Source organism: Streptomyces sp. NPDC021019, assembly GCF_044333295.1.
GTDB lineage: Bacteria > Actinomycetota > Actinomycetes > Streptomycetales > Streptomycetaceae > Streptomyces.
Window position 1 is genome coordinate 224,410 of record NZ_JBIRQR010000001.1, and the last position, 18,720, is coordinate 243,129.

Consider the following 18,720-nt stretch of genomic DNA (forward strand, 5'->3'; position numbering starts at 1 on the left):
CCGCACGCGCGGTGCGACCGCGTGGCCCCGGGCCTCGAACGTGAGGTCCGGGGCCCTTTGCGTGGGGCCGGGGCCGAAAAGGGGTACCCCCGGCGAAGGGTCCGAAAGTGTGTGCGCCATAATTGCTTGTGAATGTGAACGCGTTCACAAGCGTGCCCTGCTTCCTCCCGTAATCAGGGGGACCAAAGGGGCGTAGTGCCGGTATGACCACGGCGATGTAAGGAGACTGACGACGTGGACCTCGCTCTGGCGCCGGAGACCCTGGCGCGATGGCAGTTCGGCATCACCACCGTCTACCACTTCCTCTTCGTCCCCCTGACGATCTCGCTCGCCGCGCTCACCGCCGGCCTGCAGACCGCCTGGGTGCGGACGGAGAACGAGAAGTACCTCAGGGCGACCAAGTTCTGGGGCAAGCTGTTCCTGATCAACATCGCCATGGGCGTCGTCACGGGCATCGTCCAGGAGTTCCAGTTCGGCATGAACTGGTCCGACTACTCGCGCTTCGTCGGTGACGTCTTCGGCGCTCCGCTCGCCTTCGAGGCGCTGATCGCCTTCTTCTTCGAGTCCACCTTCATCGGTCTGTGGATCTTCGGCTGGGACAAGCTGCCGAAGAAGATCCACCTCGCCTGCATCTGGATGGTCTCGCTCGGCACGGTCCTCTCCGCCTACTTCATCCTGGCGGCCAACTCCTGGATGCAGCACCCGGTCGGCTACCGGATCAACGAGGAGCGCGGCCGCGCCGAGCTCACCGACTTCTGGCGGGTGCTCACCCAGGACACCGCGGTCACCCAGTTCTTCCACACCATCACGGCGGCGTTCCTGGTCGGCGGGGCCTTCATGGTCGGCATCGCCGCGTTCCATCTGGCGCGCAAGAAGCACATCCCGGTGATGCGGACCTCGCTGCGCCTGGGCCTGATCACCGTCGTGGTCGCCGGAATGCTCACCGCCGTCAGCGGTGACAGCCTCGCCAAGGTCATGTTCCGGCAGCAGCCGATGAAGATGGCCGCCGCCGAGGCCCTCTGGGACGGGCAGAACGGGGCGCCGTTCTCGATCTTCGCGTACGGGGATGTCAGCAAGGGGCACAACTCGGTCGAGATCTCGATACCCGGAGTGCTCTCCTTCCTCGCCAACAACGACCCGAACTCGCATGTCCCCGGCATCAACGACATCAACAAGAGCCTGGAGGAGAAGTACGGCCCCGGCGACTACCGCCCCAACATCCCGGTCGCGTTCTGGAGCTTCCGGTGGATGATCGGCTTCGGTATGGCCTCCTTCGGCCTCGGCCTCCTGGGGCTCTGGCTGACCCGGAGGAAGTTCCTGCTGCCACCGGCGCTGCGGACCGGTGAGGACGAGGTGCCCCATCTGGTCCTCTTCAAGAACAAGGCGCTGAGCCCGAGGCTCACCAAGCTCTACTGGGTCGTCGCGCTCTGGACGCTGCTCTTCCCGCTGATCGCCAACTCATGGGGCTGGATCTTCACCGAGATGGGTCGCCAGCCGTGGGTCGTCTACGGGGTGCTCCAGACCCGTGACGGGGTCTCCCCCGGTGTCTCGCAGGGCGAGGTCATCACCTCGATGATCGTCTTCACCCTGCTGTACGCGGTACTCGCCGTGATCGAGGTGAAGCTGCTCGTGAAGTACATCAAGGCCGGCCCTCCGGAACTCACCGAGGACGACCTCAACCCGCCCACGAAGATCGGCGGTCACGACGAAGAAGACGCCGACCGGCCGATGGCCTTCTCGTACTGAGCGCAGGAGCTGAGAGATGGAACTCCACGACGTCTGGTTCGTGCTCATAGCCGTCCTCTGGACCGGCTACTTCTTCCTGGAGGGATTCGACTTCGGCATCGGGGTCCTCACCAAACTGCTGGCCCGCGACCGCAAGGAGCGGCGGGTCCTGATCAACACGATCGGGCCCGTCTGGGACGGCAACGAGGTCTGGCTGCTCAGCGCGGGCGGCGCGACCTTCGCCGCCTTCCCCGAGTGGTACGCCACCCTGTTCTCCGGCTTCTACCTGCCGCTGCTGATCATCCTGTTCTGCCTGATCGTGCGCGGCGTCGCCTTCGAGTACCGCGCCAAGCGGCCCGAGGAGCGGTGGCAGACGAACTGGGAGACCGCGATCTTCTGGACCTCGCTGATCCCCGCGGTGCTGTGGGGCGTGGCGTTCGGCAACATCGTGCGGGGCGTGAAGATCGACGCCGACATGGAGTACGTCGGCGGTTTCTGGGATCTCCTCAACCCGTACGCGCTCCTCGGCGGTCTCGTCACCCTCACCCTCTTCACCTTCCACGGGGTGGTGTTCGCCGGCCTCAAGACGACGGGCGACATCCGGGTCAGGGCCCGCGCGCTGGCGCTGAAGCTGGGGCCGGTCACCGCGGTGCTCGCACTGGGGTTCCTGGTCTGGACGCAGGCGGACAACGGGGACGCCTGGAGCCTGGGGGCCCTGCTCGTGGCGGTGGTGGCGCTCCTGGCCGCGATCGGCGCCATCGCCAAGGGCCGCGAGGGCTGGTCGTTCGCGTTCTCGGGCGTGACGATCGCGGCGGCGGTCGCGATGCTCTTCCTGACGCTCTTCCCGAACGTCATGCCGTCCTCGCTGAACGACGCCTGGAACCTCACGGTCACCAACGCCTCGTCCAGCCCGTACACGCTCAAGATCATGACCTGGTGCGCGGGTATCGCCACGCCCATCGTGCTGCTCTACCAGAGCTGGACCTACTGGGTCTTCCGCAAGCGCATCGGCACCCAGCACATCGCTGACGCGCACTGACTCCGGTGAGCTGCCGCGGGCCCGCGAGGTCCGCGGCAGCTCACCATCCCGCAGAGTTCACCGACCCCGCCGGGGGGATGTTTCACGTGAAACCGATCGATCCGCGTCTGCTCCACTACGCACGCGCCACCCGCCTCTTCCTGGCGGCCGTGGTGGCCCTCGGCCTGGTCGGCGCCCTGTTGGTGATCGCCCAGGCGATGCTCATCGCCGAGATCGTGGTGGGCGGTTTCGAGGGCGGACTCACGGTCACCGCGCTGCGCACCCCCCTGCTTCTGCTCGCCGCGGTCGCCCTCGGGCGGGCGCTCGTCGCCTGGCTCACCGAACTGGCGGCCCATCGCGCCAGCGCGGCCGTCAAGTCCGAACTGCGCGGCCGACTCCTGGAGCGGGCCGCGCGACTGGGCCCCGACTGGCTGACCGGGCAGCGCACCGGTTCGCTCGTCGCGCTGGCGACCCGGGGCATCGACGCGCTCGACGACTACTTCGCCCGCTATCTCCCTCAACTCGGACTCGCGGTCGTGGTGCCCGTGGCGGTGCTCGCCCGGATCGTCACCGAGGACTGGGTGTCGGCGGCGATCATCGTCGTCACCCTGCCGCTCATCCCGCTCTTCATGATCCTGATCGGCTGGGCCACCCAGTCCCGGATGGACCGCCAGTGGCAGCTCCTGTCCCGGCTCTCCGGGCACTTCCTGGACGTCGTCGCCGGCCTGCCGACCCTGAAGGTCTTCGGGCGGGCCAAGGCCCAGGCCGAATCGATCCGCACGATCACCTCCGACTACCGCCGGGCCACCCTGCGCACCCTGCGGATCGCCTTCCTCTCCTCGTTCGCCCTGGAGCTGCTGGCGACCCTGTCGGTGGCCCTCGTCGCCGTCACGATCGGCATGCGGCTCGTCCACGGCGAACTCGACCTCTACACCGGCCTGGTGGTCCTGATCCTGGCCCCGGAGGCATATCTGCCGATCCGCCAGGTCGGAGCGCAGTACCACGCGGCGGCCGAGGGCCTGTCGGCCGCCGAGGAGATCTTCACGGTCCTGGAGACCGAGCCCCGGGCCTCGGGCACCAAGGACGTCCCGGACGCGCCGCGCCTGGAACTGGCGGACGTGACCGTACGCCACGAGGGCCGCGCCGAACCCTCGCTGGACGCCGCGTCGCTCACCGTGGAGCCGGGGGAGACCGTCGCCCTGGTCGGCCCGAGCGGGGTCGGCAAGTCCACCCTGCTGAACGTGCTCCTCGGGTTCGCCGTACCCGACGAGGGGCACGTCCTGGTCGGCGGCCGGGACCTCGCGGACCTGGACCTCGAACGCTGGCGGAGCCGTATCGCCTGGGTCCCCCAGCGCCCCCACCTCTTCGCGGACACCATCGCCGAGAACGTGCGCCTCGCGCGACCCGAGGCCGACGACGATGCGGTCCTCGCCGCGCTGCGGGACGCGGGCGCGTACGACTTCGTCGCGGCACTGCCCGACGGGATGCGGACGGCCCTGGGGGAGGACGGCACCGGACTCTCCGCGGGTCAGCGCCAGCGCCTCGCCCTCGCCCGGGCGTTCCTCGCCGACCGGCCGCTCCTGCTGCTGGACGAGCCGACCGCGAGCCTGGACGGCGAGAGCGAGGCCGGCGTCGTCGACGCCGTACGGAGGCTGGCCGCCGGGCGGACCGTGCTGTTGGTCGTCCACCGTCCGGCCCTGCTGGCGGTCGCCGACCGCGTGGTGACGCTGGAGCCGCGTACCGGCGTTTCCACGGGGCCCGCGGCGGCGGCCCAAAGCCCGGTTGCCGCCGGACCGGCGGTCCCGCAGCCGCTCGCCGGCGGCGAACTCCTGGACGCCCATCGGGCGGAGGAGCTGCGCGCGGCCGACGGCGGACCGCGGAAGGCCGGTGCACGCTCCGGACGGGTGCTCGCCCGGGTCCGCGCGGCGGCCGGCGCGCAGCGGGGACGGCTGGCCCTGGCCCTGTTGCTCGGCAGCCTGGCGGTCGGGTCGGCCGTGGGGCTCATGGCGGTCTCCGGCTGGCTGATCTCCCGCGCTTCCGAAGAGCCGCCGGTCATGTACTTGATGATGGCGGTCACCGCGACCCGCGCCTTCGGCATCGGCCGGGCCGTCTTCCGCTACGCCGAGCGGCTCGTCTCGCACGACGCCGTCCTGAAGCTCCTCGCCGACCTGCGGGTCTCCGTCTACCGAGGTCTCGAACGCATCGCCCCCGGGGGCCTGCGCACCACCAGGCGCGGGGACCTGCTGTCCCGGCTCGTCGCCGATGTGGACGCGCTCCAGGACTACTGGCTGCGCTGGCTGCTGCCGGCCTGCACCGCCGTCGTGGTGGGGGCCGCGGCCGCCGGGTTCACCGGCTGGCTGCTCCCGGAGGCGGGTGTGATCCTTGCCGTGGGGCTGCTGGTCGCCGGGGTCGGCGTCCCGCTCGTCAGCGGCGCCTGTGCCCGCCGTACGGAGCGTCAGCTCGCACCCGCCCGCGCCGCCCTGGCCACCCGGGTCACCGACCTCCTGGGCGCCACCGCCGAACTGACCGTCGCGGGCGCGCTGCCCGCCCGGCAGACGCGGCTGCGCGCGGCCGACACGCTGTTGACCCGGATCGCCTCGCGCGCCGCCGCCGCGACGGCACTGGGCGGCGGGCTGTCCGCCCTGGTCTGCGGGCTCACCGTGGTGGCCGCCGCGACCGTCGCCGTCCCCGCCGTGCAGGACGGCCGGCTGTCCGGTGTCGCGCTCGCCGTGGTGGTGCTGACTCCGCTCGCCGCTTTCGAGGCCGTGACCGGGCTGCCGCTCGCCGTGCAGTACCGCCAGCGCGTCGCCCGGAGCGCTGAGCGGGTGTTCGAGGTGCTGGACGCACCCGTGCCCGTCCGGGAACCCGAGGCCCCCGTCGAGGAGCCCGCGTCACCCTTCCCGCTGGAGGTGCGGGGGCTGAGCGCCCGCTACCCGGGGGCCCGCCACGACGCGCTGGCCTCGCTCGACCTGACCCTGACGCCCGGTCGGCGCATCGCGGTCGTGGGCCCTTCCGGCTCGGGCAAGACGACGCTCGCCCAGGTCCTGCTGCGCTTCCTGGACGCCTCGTCGGGGACGTACCGGCTGGGCGGCGTCGAGGCGTCGGCGCTGGAATCGGAGAGGGTCCGGCGCTCGGTCGGGCTCTGCGCCCAGGACGCGCACGTCTTCGACAGCACGATCCGCGAGAACCTGCGGCTGGCCCGCCCCGGGGCGACCGACGCCGAACTGCTGGACGCGCTCTCCCGGGCCCGGCTACTGGACTGGGTGCTGGCCCTGCCGGAGGAGCTCGACACCCCGGTGGGCGAGCACGGCGCGCGGCTCTCCGGCGGCCAGCGCCAGCGCCTCGCCCTGGCCCGCGCGCTGCTCGCGGGCTTCCCCGTGCTCGTCCTGGACGAGCCGGCCGAACACCTCGACCTGCCGACCGCCGACGCCCTCACCGCCGACCTGCTGGACGCGACCCGGGGCCGCGCGACCGTACTGATCACCCACCGGCTGACCGGCCTCGACACGGTCGACGAGGTGCTGGTGCTGGACGCGGGCCGGGTCGTGCAGCGCGGACCGTACGCCGAACTCGCCGCCGAGGACGGGCCTCTGCGCCGCATGCTGGAGCGCGAACGGGAGATGGTCGGGGCGGGGGTCCGATAGCGGGGGCCGCTAGCGGCGGCACCGGGCCGGGCCTCGGTCGACCGGTGCCGTTCCGGTCGTCCGAGGCCTCGGTCGACCGTCGCCCCTCCGCCCGTCGAGTGCATTCCCGACTTTCGCCCCCCATCGGTACTAACTAGGCTCGGTCCATGGCAGAGCCCGACCCGCAGGACTCCCTGGACGCCGCCACCCGGGCCACCCGCAGCCTCCAGGGTCTGTCCACCGAGCTGACCGCGCGGGTGCCGCAACTCCTGGAGGCGATGCGTTCCGTCGGCGCGGGGCTGGAACTGCACTCCACCCTGGACCGGATCTGCGAGACGGCGGCCGAGCTCGCCCACGCCCGGTACGCCGCCATCGGCGTCGTCGACGAGTTGGGTGAGGGGCTGTCGGACTTCGTCACGTACGGCGTTCCGCAGGAGGTGGCCGAGGCGATCGGGCGTCGCCCCGACGGCCACCGGGGCCTGCTCGGCGCGCTGATCCACGACCCCGCCCCGGTCCGGCTGGCCGACCTGTCCACCGACCCGCGGTCCGCGGGCTTCCCGCCGGGGCACCCCTCGATGCGGACCTTCCTGGGGGTGCCCATCCGGGTCCAGGGGGAGATCTTCGGCAACCTCTATCTCACCGAGAAGCGACACGGCGCGGAGTTCACCGACTACGACCTCCACATGGTCCGGGTGCTCGCCACGGAGGCCGGGATCGCCATCGGCAACGCCCGGCTGTACGAGGCCGCGCGGCAGCGGGAGCACTGGATCGACGGTTCGGTCGCGGTCACCACGGCCCTTCTGTCGGGCGGGGACGCCGACGAGGCGCTGTCCGTGGTCGCCGAACAGGCCCGCCGGCTCGCCGACTCCGCCGCCGGGATCGTGCTGCTGCCCGCCGAGGAGGGCGGCCTGGAGATCGTCGCCGTATCGTCCGACGACCCCGCGTCCTCGCTCGGCGTGATCATCCCGCCCCGGAGCGCGGTGGTGGCGAGACTCCTGGCGGGCGAGGCGGTGTTCATCGACGATTCGGCCACCGACAGCCGGATGGTCACCAGGCTGGCCGACCGGTTCGGCCCCAGCATGATGCTGCCGCTCCACAGCGGCGGCCGGGTGCTCGGTGCGCTGGCCACTCCCCGGGCGCGGGGCGCGCGGCCGTTCACGGAGACCGAGCGGACGCTCGCCACGCAGTTCGCCTCCCAGGCGGCGCTCGCGCTGATGATGGCCGAGGCTCAGCGGGACCGGGAGCGGCTCGCGGTGTACGAGGACCGTGACCGGATCGCCCGCGACCTCCACGACCTGGTCATCCAGCGGCTGTTCGCCACCGGGATGATGCTGGAGAGCGCCCAGCGGCGGTCGGTGGTGCCCGAGGTGCGGACCGGCGTCGGCCGGGCTGTGGACGAACTGGACGTGACGATCCAGGAGATCCGCACGGCCATCTTCGCGCTCCAGCAGGAACCGGCCGAAGCCCCGTCGGGGCTGCGCACCCGCGTGCTGCGGGAGATCAACATGGCGGCCGTCCCGCTGGGCTTCAAGCCCACGCACCGCTTTCTGGGCCCGGTGGACTCGCTCGTCGGTGAGCTGACCGGCAAGAACCTGGTCGCCGCGCTGCGCGAGGCCCTCTCCAACGCGTTCCGGCACGCGGGGGCGTCGCTGATCGATGTGGTCGTCGACGCGACGGTGCCCCTGCCGGACGGGCGGGCAGCCGTACGCCTCTCGGTCGCCGACGACGGGGTGGGCATCCCGGAGGGCGGCCGCCGAAGCGGGCTGCGCAACCTGGCCCGCCGGGCCGAGTCCCTGGGCGGATCGAGCCGGATCGGACCGGGGATCGGGGAGGACGGCGGCGGTACGACGGTGGTGTGGGAGGCGCCGCTGTGAGGGCGGCCCGACGGTGACCACGCGGAGCGTGGGGGTCGGCCTCGCGGGCCCCGCCGGGCCTGCGAGGCGGTCTGCCGGGCCCGCGCGGCGTGCCGGTGTGTCGGCGTGCCGGCGGGCCGGTGTGCCGAAAGGTTTCAGCGGATCTCTGCGCCGGCGGCGAGGATCCGCTCGATGACGACCGCCACCCCGTCCTCCTCGTTGGTCGCGGTCCGGCCCGAGGCGGCGGCCACCGCGTCCGGGTGGGCGTTGCCCATCGCGAAGGAGGCGCCGGCCCAGCTGAGCATCTCGATGTCGTTGGGCATGTCGCCGAACGCGACCACCTCGGCTGGCGAGATGCCGCGCTCGGCACAACAGGCGGCGAGCGTGGTGGCCTTGGAGACGCCGAGCCCGCTGACCTCCAGGAGCGCGGAGGGGCTGGAGCGGGTGAAGGAGGCCCGGTCGCCGGCGGCCGTACGGGCCAGGGTGAGGAAGGCGTCGGGGGACAGCTCGGTGTGGTGGGCCAGCAGTTTGATCACCGGCGCGCCGGTGCCCGGGGCGTCCTCGTGCAGCAGCTTCTCGGCGACGGCCACGGCCGCGCCCGGGTCCAGGTGGAAGGGCGGGTAGGCCGGTTCGTAGTTGATGCCGGTGGTCATCTCGATGGCGAAGGAGGTGCCGGGGGCCGTCTCGCGCAGGGCGCGTACGACGTGCAGGGCGGCCGCGCGCTCCAGCGGCCGCACGGAGAGCAGCTCGCCGTCCGTCCGCAGGTCGGTGACCACGGCGCCGTTGGCGCAGATCGCCGTACCGTGGCTCTGGACGTGGTCCCGCACGACGTCCATCCAGCGGGCCGGCCTGCCGGTGACGAAGAAGACCTCGATCCCGGCCTCCTCGGCCGCCCCCAGGGCCGCGACGGTACGCGCGGACAACGTCTTGTCGTCGCGCAGCAGGGTGCCGTCGAGGTCGGTGGCGATCAGCCGGGTCACGGCGGGAAGAGGCGTATCGGTCACTGAGGTCACGCGACCATTCTCGCCCACAACGGTGCACGTGCGTGCGGAGGGGCGCACATCTGAGTGGGTGGGACGTTGATCTGCGGAAAAGTCCTCCGGCATATGCCAACGCCATCAGATGGCCGACAACCCCGCGTACGGTCGGAGGCCCAGGGGCATGAGCCTCCGCCCGAGCACCCTGATCCTCCCCGTTCATCACCGGACCCATCGGCTCGACGGCGTCGCGAGGGCCGCGAAGTCGAACGCCGCCCGGGCGATCCTCGGGTCGCGCGCTTCGGCAAGCGTTGCCGTGCTGGTCACGATCAGCGGATCGAGAGTGCGGGCGACGTCCAGCCATACCGTCATCTCGCGGTGCCCTCGGGAGCTGGTCGATGGGGCCGTGCTCGGCTTCGTGCTCCGAGATGTGGTCATCAACGGCCTCACGCTGGAGCTGACGCTGCACCGCTTCCTCGACGTACGACGAACGCCCTGCTTGCCAGCACGAGCGCGCATCGCTTCCAGGGGCTCGGCGCGCGGAGAAGCGCCGGTGACCCGGGTCCTGCCAGATCGGGGAGTGCTCATGGGCCCAGTGCTGCAGGAGATGTGTGCACCTACGAAAGGTGCTTTCTGGCGGAAACGCCTTCGGGAACGGGCAGCATTCGGGAAGATCGTGCGTGAGGCGTCCGTCAACCACCTGGCAGGTGGAGCGTGGCGCGTGATGATGCGGATGGGGAGCCGGGGAGCACGAGTGGTGGCACTGGACGGCCCGAGCCTGGGCAGAATGCTCGATGACGTTGCTGTGGGGAAGATCCAGTTACCGGACTTTCAACGTCAGTGGAAGTGGGACGACGACCGCATCAGGGCCCTGCTGGCCACCGTGACGCTCGACTACCCGCTCGGTGTGGCCATGACGCTCGAGACCGGCGGGGAGTCCCAGTTCAAGGCGAGGCCGCTCCACGGCGCCCCGGTCTCCCCGAGGACCGTGCCGGAACAGCTCCTGCTCGACGGGCAGCAGCGTCTGACCTCACTCTTCCAGGCCCTGCGGTCGGGCCAGGCTGTGGAGACGAGCGATGCGCGCAACAAGCCCGTGCGCCGCTGGTACTACATCGATATCTCCATGGCCGTCGGAGAAGGCACCGATCGGGACGAGGCTATCCGCTCGATCCCCGAAGACCGCCTGGTACGAGGCCCCTTCGGCCGGACGCTGCTCGACCTGCGGAATCGGGACGCGGAGTGCGCGCAGGGCTTCTTCCCCCTGAACCTGATCTTCGACGCCGACGGCACCGGCAAGTGGCAGCGCATTTACGTCAGTGCAGCCGAAGACCGGTGGGACATCTGGTCGGCCTTCCAGGAAAAGGTCATCGACACCGTCAAGGGCTTCAAGGTGCCGCTGATCCGCCTGCCCAAGGAGACGCGGAAGGACGCCGTCTGCTCGGTCTTCGAGCGAGTGAACACCGGGGGCGTCGTACTCAACGTGTTCGAACTCCTCACGGCCACCTATGCCGGGGACGCCGACTACACCCGGGAACACGGAAAGGACTTCAGCCTCAGTCAGGAATGGCTGACGACCAAGTCCATGCTCGGTGCCGCGTTTCCCGTCTTCGGCTCCATCGACCGGGACACCAGGCAGGAGACCGGGCTGACAAGTCTGGATTTCCTTCAAGCGATGGCGCTCACACAGACCTGGCAGCGCAAGCAACAGTACTTGGCGGCCAACCCCGGCGCTGCCAGCCCGCCGGCAGTCAGCTGCAAGCGCCGCGACCTGCTCCACCTTCCGCTGTCCGACTACACCGCGCTCGCCCCCGCGGTCACCAGTGCCTTCGCCTGGGCCGGCCACTTCCTGGCGTCGCAGCACATCTTCCGCGAGCGCGATCTGCCCTATGGGTCGCAACTGGTCCCGCTCGCCGCCATCGCGGCGCTCTTGGGGAACGCGCGCCGAGAGCCGAAGGTCCAGGAGGGACTGGCCCGCTGGTATTGGTGCGGCGTCCTCGGAGAACTCTACGGAGGAGTCACGGACACCCGGTTCGTCCGTGACGTGGAACAGGTGGTCCCCTGGCTGACGGACGGCGGTCCCGAGCCGGACACCATCTCCGAGGCGTCCTTCCAGGAACAACGTCTTCACCGGCTCACCTCACGCAACAGCGCCGCCTACAAGGGCGTGCACGCGCTGCTGATGAAGGAAGGCGCAGTGGACTGGGCCTTCCAGGAGGAGGAGATCAGCGAACAGAACCTGACCGGATGGTCTGTCGACATCCGGCAGATCTTCCCGAAGGCGTGGTTCCAACGCACCGCACCGGACCCCACTCGGATGACGAGCATCGTCAACAAGACCGCGCTCTCCTACCGGGCGTACCAGACCATCGGCGCCAACTCTCCTTCCGTCTACCTCACGGCCCTGGAGAAGGAGGCCGGTACCAGTGGGGACTGGCTCGACGACGTGGTCGGAACCCATCACATCGACCCGATGACCCTGCGTACGGACGACTTCGACACGTTCTATCGTGACCGGGCCGAGCGCCTGCTGGGTCTGGTGGAGAGAGCCATGGGCAAGGCCGTTGTCCGTGAAGGGGCGGACAGCGGTCGTGAGTGACGCGAGGATCCCGGCAGGCCTGGCAGGCTCCACATTGAGCCGACGTCAGCTCCTGGCACTCTGGGATGTCCGATTCCGCAACCATGTGGTGGTCTCGCGAGTGGCCCTCGACCTGGCCAACGCGGGACTGACGACAGAACCGGACTTCGCGACGGGCCCGCTCGACGACGAGATCCGAGTGGTATCGCTACGTGACGCGATGCCCCCTGCCCCTAGCGTTCCGGACGCGCCCCCGGTCGGGAAGCGGGGCGACCGCCCCGAAAAGGCGTCCGAGGATCCGGCGAGGGCGTCGGTGTCTTCGTCCTCCCCGGCCGGACCGTCGCCGGAGCCGTCTGCTTCGGATGCGGCCAACGCGCCCGGCAACGCCGGTGGGGCGGACGACGGTGCGTCCCCTCCGCCGGAGTACGGGCAAGGTGAGGATCCCCTCGGTCTGTTGCCGCAGTCAGCCATGCGGGTCGGTGCCATTCCCAGTGCCGGCCACGGGGTTTCCTCGGTGATGCCTGAGGACTCACTGGCGCGAGCCATGGGTGCCATGGCCGAGCTCGGTTACTCGCAACTACCGGTGCTGGACTCGTTCGGCAAACTCCAGGGTGTGGTCACATGGGCCTCGATCGCCCACATGCACGCCACCGGCCGGACACCAAGCGTCCCGAACGCACTCACCAGCGAATTCCACGTCGTGGACGCCGCGACGCATCTGCTGTCCGCGCTCCCGTTCATCCAGGCACATGGATTCGTCCTCGTCCGCAACCGCGCAGGCGAGCTGATCGGTATCGTCACAACCGCCGACCTCGCGTCCGAGTTCGTGTCTGTCGCCGGGCCCTTCTTCACTCTCGGTGAGATCGAGCGCCGGCTCCGCCGTTGCCTGGGACGTGTCTACGGCGAGGAGGACGTCCGGCAGGTGCACAAGGACCGCCGTCGACGCAGCGTCGACCAGCTGATGTTCGGTGAGTACATCCGGCTGCTCGATGACGAGCTGCGCTGGAAGAAGCTCAACTGGCCCGGCGTGGACCGTACTCATTTCGTCGGTCTCCTGCGGCATGTGAAGAACGTCCGGAACACGGTGATGCACTTCAACGGCGGCCCTCTCCGTGACGACCAGCTGGCCATGCTGGAAAGGTTCGTGGGTATCCTCCGCAGCTACGATCCCGACCACAGCCCCTGGTGACGCCGTGCCGGAACACCTCGTCGGCGAGATGCCCGGCGAACGTGGGCGTCCGGGCGCACGTCACGGGGTAGGGAAGACCACGAGCCTCCGGCCGCTTCGGCGGGCCCGGACCGTAGGCTCGGCGGCATGAGTCTGCGACTGAGCACTGTGATCCTGCCGATCCACCGCTGGCCTGAGCAGGGCCGGGAGGTGTGGCAGCGGGCCGAGGAGATCGGCTTCCACGCCGCCTACACCTACGACCACCTTTCGTGGCGGAGCTTCAGGGACAAACCGTGGTTCGGGGCGGTACCGACCCTGACGGCCGCAGCCATGAGCACGGAGCGGATCCGGCTCGGGACTCTGGTCACCTCGCCGAACTTCCGTCACCCGGTCACGCTGGCCAAAGAGCTGATCTCCCTGGACGACATCTCGGGCGGCCGGGTCACCCTCGGTATCGGCGCCGGCGGCAGCGGCTTCGACGCCACCGCCCTGGGCCAGGACGCCTGGACCCCGCGCGAACGCGCCGACCGCTTCGCCGAGTTCGTCCCGCTCCTGGACCGGCTGCTCACCGAGGACGCGGTGACCCAGCACGGGAAGTACTACACCGCGGAGGAGGCCCGCAACGTCCCCGGCTGTGTCCAGCGGCCCCGGCTGCCTTTCGCGGTGGCCGCGACCGGACCGCGCGGTCTGAAGCTCGCCGCCCGGCATGGGCAGGCCTGGGTCACCACCGGCGACCCCGGGTTGTACGAGAACGGCACCCCGGAGGAGTCACGGGCCGCGCTGCGGGGGCAGAGCGAGAGGCTCACGGCGGCCTGCGCGGAGATCGGCCGGGACGCGTCCGAGCTGGACCGGATCCTGCTCACCGCCTTCACGCCGGACCGCAACGGCCCACTGGAGTCCGTGGACGCGTTCGTCGACTTCGCGGGGCGCCACGTGGAGCTGGGCTTCACCGAGATCGTCATTCACGCCCCGGTCCCGGATTCGGTCTTCGACGTCGACCCGAAGGTCTTCGAGCGCATCGCGACCGAGGCGCCCGCGCAGCTGGCGTAGCGGCGGGGGCACGGGGCCTCGTACGGACTGGGAGCTGGGGTCGACGGGCACCGGGCCCGCCTCGGTGAAAGCCGGCCACCCCGGTGATCGGCTGGTGGACACGCCGCCATCGCCGCCGGCGCGGTGACCCGGACGGACTTCGACAGCCTGTTCCTCGCCCCGATGATCGCCACGGTTCGGGAGGGTCTCAGCCGCACGGGCGCAGGAACCGCGGAGGCACGGCGTCGGCGAGCCAGACCCCGTTGGCGCTGACCCGGAAGACATGGCCGGCGCGGTGCATCGCGCCCGCGTCCACGGTGAGGACGAGGGGGCGGCCGCGACGGGCGCCGACCCGGGTGGCTGTCTCCCGGTCGGGGGACAGGTGGACGTGGTGGCGGGCCATGGGGCGCAGGCCCTCGGTCCGGATCGCGTCCATCACCCGGGCGACCGTGCCGTGGTAGAGGTACGCGGGCGGTTCGGCCGGCGGCAGGCCCAGGTCGACGGCGACGGTGTGGCCCTGATGGGCGCGGATGCGGTCGCCCTCGACGCCGCGGCAGATGGTGAAGCGCCGCTTGTCGTTGGCGGTGACGACGTGGTCGAGTTCGGCGCGGGAGATGGCCGATCCGTGCAGGGCCGCGGCGCGCAGCAGCTCCTCGACCGCCACCCAGCCGTTCTCGTCGAGGGTGAGGCCGATGCGTTCCGGCTGATGCCGCAGATGCTTCGAGAGGTACTTGGACACCTTGACGGTGCGACGTTCGTCCATGGCGTCAGAGTGGCGTGGCGGGCCTGCCCGTGCATCCGTATTTCCGCTCGTCGGCCTCTCACCTCGTCACCTAGTCACCTCGTCGGTTCTTCGTTCTTCCGTGGTTCTCCGATCCTTCTTCTCCGGCAGGTTTGGTCCACAGCCAACTCTAGTTATCCACAGGCTATTTGATGATTCTGTGGACAACGGCCGCTGCCTTTAGGGGCTTTCGTTTATTTTGCCCTCTTTGGCAGGAGTTCCACTCAGATGGTCCAAGGTGCGCGCCTGCACCTCCCGTTCGGTGGCCGCCGCTACGAAAGCGGCCACATGCTCCGCGCCAACCAGTCGACGCACGGCGCGTGTTGTGCGAGCAGGGAGCAGCACGGGGTGCGTCGCGTTAGCGGCGCTCGTCGTGTCGGCCGCGCCGAGGTGCTGGTCCAGGTGGCGCGTGGCGAACGTCCGCATGGCGCGCGCCAGTTCCGCGTCCACCGTCTGCTGTGCGAGGGGACGCAGCCGCCGTACGAGAGACGCCGCCTCGGCCGCGTCGGAGTCGGTGGGCGGCCGATGGCCGAGATAGCGGGCGAAGACGTGCTCGGTGGTGAACTCGAGGAAACGGGAGGCGATGTGTTCCACCTGACCGCGAAGTTCCCTCAGATGGCCGGAGATCGCGGCCAGCGGGACCCCGGCGCCATGCAACTCGACGGCCACGGCGAGCTCTTGCGGACTGGGTACGAGGAACTCGTCGTCCCGGCCGGGCACCCGCTCCAGCACGCCGAGCTCCACGGCCTCGGCGATGGCCTCGTCGTCCTGCCGGCCGCCGAACCTCGCGTCCAGCTCCCGGCGGCTGATCCGGTCGGCCTCCTCGTCCGTCCACGGGCCGTGCACCTCGGCTACCAGACCGAGCACCCCGCCGAGCCCGCGCCCCGCGTCCCACGCCTCCAGCAACTCCTTGATGCTGGCCAGGGTGTAACCCCGGTCGAGCAGGTCGGCGATCTGGCGCAGCCGGGCCAGATGGGTCTCCCGGTACACATTGGCCCGGCCGCGCCGCTCGGGCGTCGGGAGCAGCCCCCGGTCCTGGTAGGCGCGGATCGTGCGCACGGTGGCCCCGCTGGCGTGGGACAGGTCCTCGATCCGGTACTCGGCGGCTCGGGCTCCGGCCCCGGTCACAGCGGGGGCTTCAGCCGGGCGACGGAGCGCAGGGCCCCGGGGCTCAGCCGGGACAGCAGCCGCGCGCCGCGTGCCTCGGGGGTCACCGGCACCACCGCCTGGTTGCGCACGACCGCCCGCAGGATCGCGTCGGCGACCTTCTCCGGCGGATAGTTGCGCCGCCCGTAGAGACGGCTCGTCCGCTTCTGGAGCCGTGCCTCCTCCGTCGCGTCGGCCCCCGCGAAACGCGTGGTCGCGGTGATGTTGGTGTTGACGATGCCGGGACATATCGCGCTCACCCCGATCGACTTCTCCGCCAGCTCGGCCCGCAGACATTCGCTGAGCATCAGCACGGCCGCCTTCGACGTGCTGTACGCGGGCAGCATCCGGGACGGCTGGAAGGCGGCGGCCGACGCCGTGTTGACGATGTGGCCGCCCTGGCCCCGGTCCGCCATCTGAGTGCCGAAGATCCGGCAGCCGTGGATGACCCCCCACAGATTGACGTCGAGGACCTTCTTCCACTCCTCGCTCGTGGTCTCCAGGAAGGGGCCGGACAGCCCGATCCCGGCGTTGTTGACCAGGACGTCGACGGTGCCGTACTCGGCGGCGACCCGGGCGGCGAGCTTCTCCATCGCGGCCTCGTCGCTGACGTCGACCGCCTCGCCCCAGGCCGCGGGCGCCCCGATCAGCCGCGCCATCTCCGCGGTCCGGGCGGCCCCCTCCGCGTCCCGGTCCACGGCCACGACCCGGGCGCCCGCCTCGGCGAACGCGAACGCGGTGGCCCGCCCGATCCCGGAGGCCGCGCCCGTCACCAGGACCAGCTGACCGCCGAACCGCTGCGCGTAGGGCCCCTGCGCGGCCGTCCGCTGCGCGGGCGCACCCTTCCGTCCGGCCGACTCGTTCGCGGTGACGAACTCGTCGACCCAGGAGGCCAGCTGGTCCGGTCGGGTCCGGGGCACCCAGTGCTTGGCCGGAAGCGAGCGGCGCAGCAGGGTGGGGACCCACTCCTCCAGCCCGTCGTAGAGCCGCTCGGAGAGGAACGAGTCGCCGGTCGGCGTGATCAGCTGGACGGGGGCGTGGGCATAGGCGTCCGCGCGGGGCCTGCTGAGCCGGGCGCGGACGTTGTCGCGGTAGAGCCAGGCTCCGTGCGCCGCGTCGTCCGGCAGGGAGGCGGTGGGGTAGTCGCCCGCGGGCACCTTCTCCATGCGTTCCAGGATCCGGGGCCACCGCTTCCCGAGCGGTCCGCGCCAGGCCAGCTCCGGCAGGACGGGGGTGTGGAGCATGTACACGTACCAGGACTTCGCGCCCTGGCCGAGCAGCTGGCCGACCCGGCGCGGGGTGGGGCGGGTCATCCGGCGCTTGATCCAGTGCCCGAAGTGGTCCAGGGACGGACCGGACATCGAGGTGAAGGAGGCGATCCGGCCCTCGGTCCTGCCGACCGTGACGAACTCCCAGGCCTGGACGGACCCCCAGTCGTGCCCGACCACGTGCACCGGCCGGTCCGGGCTGACCGTGTCGATCACGGCCAGGAAGTCGTCGGTCAGCTTCTCCAGGGTGAAGCCGCCGCGCAGCGGCTTCGGGGCGGTGGACCTGCCGTGCCCCCGCACGTCGTACAACACCACGTGCCAGTGCTCGGCCAGCCGGACGGCGACGTCCGTCCAGACCTCCTTGCTGTCCGGATAGCCGTGGACCAGCACCACGGTCGGACGGTCCGCGTCGCCCAGTTCGGCGACGCACAGCTCGACGCCTCCCGTGACCACGCGTCGCTCACGTGCCTGAGACAGATTCACGCCGCCACCTTCTCCTCGGCCCAGCGCCGCACGTGCGGCAGATCGTCGTCCAGCCAGAAAGCGCTCTGCTCGGGGTCCTTGGAGTCGGTGACGACCAGGATCTCCTCGAACTTCGCGCCCGTCCCCCGGAATCCGAGGTGGGGTTCGACCGCCCACAGGCCCGGCTGCGGAGGGTGGTCGGAGAAGCGGTGGGGGCTCCACAGCGGCGACCAGCCGTCCCGATGACCGTGCAGCGCGTCGCTCACCAGTCCCTTGAGAGCCTGGGTGCCGAAACCGAACACCCGGGGCGACCAACGGCGCTCCGCGACGCGGTCGATCTTGTGGGCGATCACGCCGAAGGGATAGGCCCGGTGCCTGTTCGCGTACCCCTGCGCGGTCAAGAGGCGTTCGACGTCCTCGTATATCTCGCGCAGCGAACGGCGCTCGCGCACCTCCCGCAGGATCAGCTCGCGGTGGGCCTCCAGATCGGCCAGCAGCCTGTCGTGCAGTGGATTGAGGCCGAGGCACCCCGCATACCCGACATCGGCGGTGAAGCCCTTGTACACCGGGGCCATGTCGAGGATGAACGGCATCCCCGGCTCCAGCTTCCGGTCGGTCGGGAAGAACTGCAACGGCACCTTGAACCCGGCGAACGCCGTGCGGTCCCCGAACCAGGCGAACGGGAGGTGGAACCAGTCGCGCACGCCTCGCTCGCGCAGCCACGTGCGCTGCATCCGGGCCGCCTCGCGCTCGGTCACCCCCGACCGCAGCTGACCGGCGACCGCCTCCGCGCAGGCATAGGCCAGACGCTGGACTTCCCTGAACCCCCGTAGTTCCGGGGCGCTTTCCTGCCGCACTGCCGCGGTCATGCCGGTCATGCCACCGTCCGTTCCCTGCCGAGTGCGGTACGCGTCCGTAACGTGACACTGATGAATGTGACCATGTCCGGCGGCTGCGTCAAGGGGGCCGCACGTCCTGTGGACAAGCACGGGCGCCGGGAGCCCTGTCTGTGGAAAACTCCGCCCCCGGTGGGAAGCCTGATCACCTCCGCCCGTGGGAACCCGGACCACCCGGCCCGTGGGATCCCCGAACCGA

Annotated in this window: 12 protein-coding genes; 7 read left to right on the top strand and 5 right to left on the bottom strand. The window is 70.7% G+C overall.

Annotated elements, in window-relative coordinates; all coding sequences use genetic code 11:
• Positions 1 to 234: 234 nt before the first annotated feature.
• The 4 genes from ACH4RG_RS01020 (at position 235) to ACH4RG_RS01035 (ending at position 8,240) form a co-directional block, all read left to right on the top strand.
• Positions 235 to 1,746 carry a cytochrome ubiquinol oxidase subunit I gene (locus tag ACH4RG_RS01020; RefSeq protein WP_397918735.1) on the top strand — a complete coding sequence of 504 codons (1,512 nt, stop codon included), beginning with the start codon at positions 235 to 237 and terminating at the stop codon, positions 1,744 to 1,746.
• A gap of 16 nt (positions 1,747 to 1,762) precedes the next feature.
• On the top strand, positions 1,763 to 2,764 hold the full coding sequence (gene cydB, locus ACH4RG_RS01025; RefSeq protein ID WP_397918733.1) for a cytochrome d ubiquinol oxidase subunit II: 1,002 nt from the start codon (positions 1,763 to 1,765) through the stop codon (positions 2,762 to 2,764).
• Between the two features lie 86 nt (positions 2,765 to 2,850).
• On the top strand, positions 2,851 to 6,387 hold the full coding sequence (gene cydD, locus ACH4RG_RS01030) for a thiol reductant ABC exporter subunit CydD (RefSeq protein ID WP_398162147.1): 3,537 nt from the start codon (positions 2,851 to 2,853) through the stop codon (positions 6,385 to 6,387).
• A 146-nt stretch (positions 6,388 to 6,533) separates the two neighbouring features.
• Positions 6,534 to 8,240, top strand: a complete 1,707-nt coding sequence (locus tag ACH4RG_RS01035; RefSeq protein ID WP_398162145.1) for a GAF domain-containing sensor histidine kinase — start codon at positions 6,534 to 6,536, stop codon at positions 8,238 to 8,240.
• Between the two features lie 134 nt (positions 8,241 to 8,374).
• Here the strand turns inward: ACH4RG_RS01035 and ACH4RG_RS01040 are convergent, their stop codons facing one another.
• Complete coding sequence (locus tag ACH4RG_RS01040) at positions 8,375 to 9,232, bottom strand: Cof-type HAD-IIB family hydrolase (protein ID WP_397930842.1); 858 nt, start codon at positions 9,230 to 9,232, stop codon at positions 8,375 to 8,377.
• A gap of 148 nt (positions 9,233 to 9,380) precedes the next feature.
• Between ACH4RG_RS01040 and ACH4RG_RS01045 the strand changes: the two genes are divergently transcribed.
• The 3 genes from ACH4RG_RS01045 (at position 9,381) to ACH4RG_RS01055 (ending at position 13,989) form a co-directional block, all read left to right on the top strand.
• Positions 9,381 to 11,792, top strand: coding sequence for a DUF262 domain-containing protein (locus tag ACH4RG_RS01045; protein ID WP_398538889.1), 2,412 nt, complete (start codon positions 9,381 to 9,383; stop codon positions 11,790 to 11,792).
• 496 nt (positions 11,793 to 12,288) lie between these two features.
• Positions 12,289 to 12,960, top strand: coding sequence for a CBS domain-containing protein (locus ACH4RG_RS01050; RefSeq protein ID WP_397918721.1), 672 nt, complete (start codon positions 12,289 to 12,291; stop codon positions 12,958 to 12,960).
• 126 nt (positions 12,961 to 13,086) lie between these two features.
• Positions 13,087 to 13,989: an LLM class flavin-dependent oxidoreductase gene (locus ACH4RG_RS01055; protein WP_397918719.1), complete on the top strand. Its 903-nt coding sequence runs from the start codon at positions 13,087 to 13,089 to the stop codon at positions 13,987 to 13,989.
• A gap of 187 nt (positions 13,990 to 14,176) precedes the next feature.
• Here ACH4RG_RS01055 and ACH4RG_RS01060 read toward each other — a convergent pair whose 3' ends face one another.
• From ACH4RG_RS01060 to ACH4RG_RS01075, 4 genes are all read right to left on the bottom strand, one after another.
• Positions 14,177 to 14,731, bottom strand: coding sequence for an RNA 2'-phosphotransferase (locus ACH4RG_RS01060; RefSeq protein ID WP_398538890.1), 555 nt, complete (start codon positions 14,729 to 14,731; stop codon positions 14,177 to 14,179).
• 198 nt (positions 14,732 to 14,929) lie between these two features.
• Positions 14,930 to 15,877 carry a MerR family transcriptional regulator gene (locus ACH4RG_RS01065; RefSeq protein WP_398538891.1) on the bottom strand — a complete coding sequence of 316 codons (948 nt, stop codon included), beginning with the start codon at positions 15,875 to 15,877 and terminating at the stop codon, positions 14,930 to 14,932.
• Positions 15,874 to 17,646 (bottom strand): SDR family oxidoreductase, encoded by a 1,773-nt coding sequence (locus tag ACH4RG_RS01070; RefSeq protein WP_397918713.1) that lies wholly within the window; start codon positions 17,644 to 17,646, stop codon positions 15,874 to 15,876. The genes ACH4RG_RS01065 and ACH4RG_RS01070 overlap by 4 nt, the downstream gene beginning before the upstream one ends.
• Positions 17,643 to 18,494, bottom strand: a complete 852-nt coding sequence (locus tag ACH4RG_RS01075) for a M24 family metallopeptidase (protein ID WP_397930875.1) — start codon at positions 18,492 to 18,494, stop codon at positions 17,643 to 17,645. Before ACH4RG_RS01075 ends, ACH4RG_RS01070 begins: the two co-directional genes overlap by 4 nt.
• Between the last annotated feature and the right edge of the window lie 226 nt (positions 18,495 to 18,720).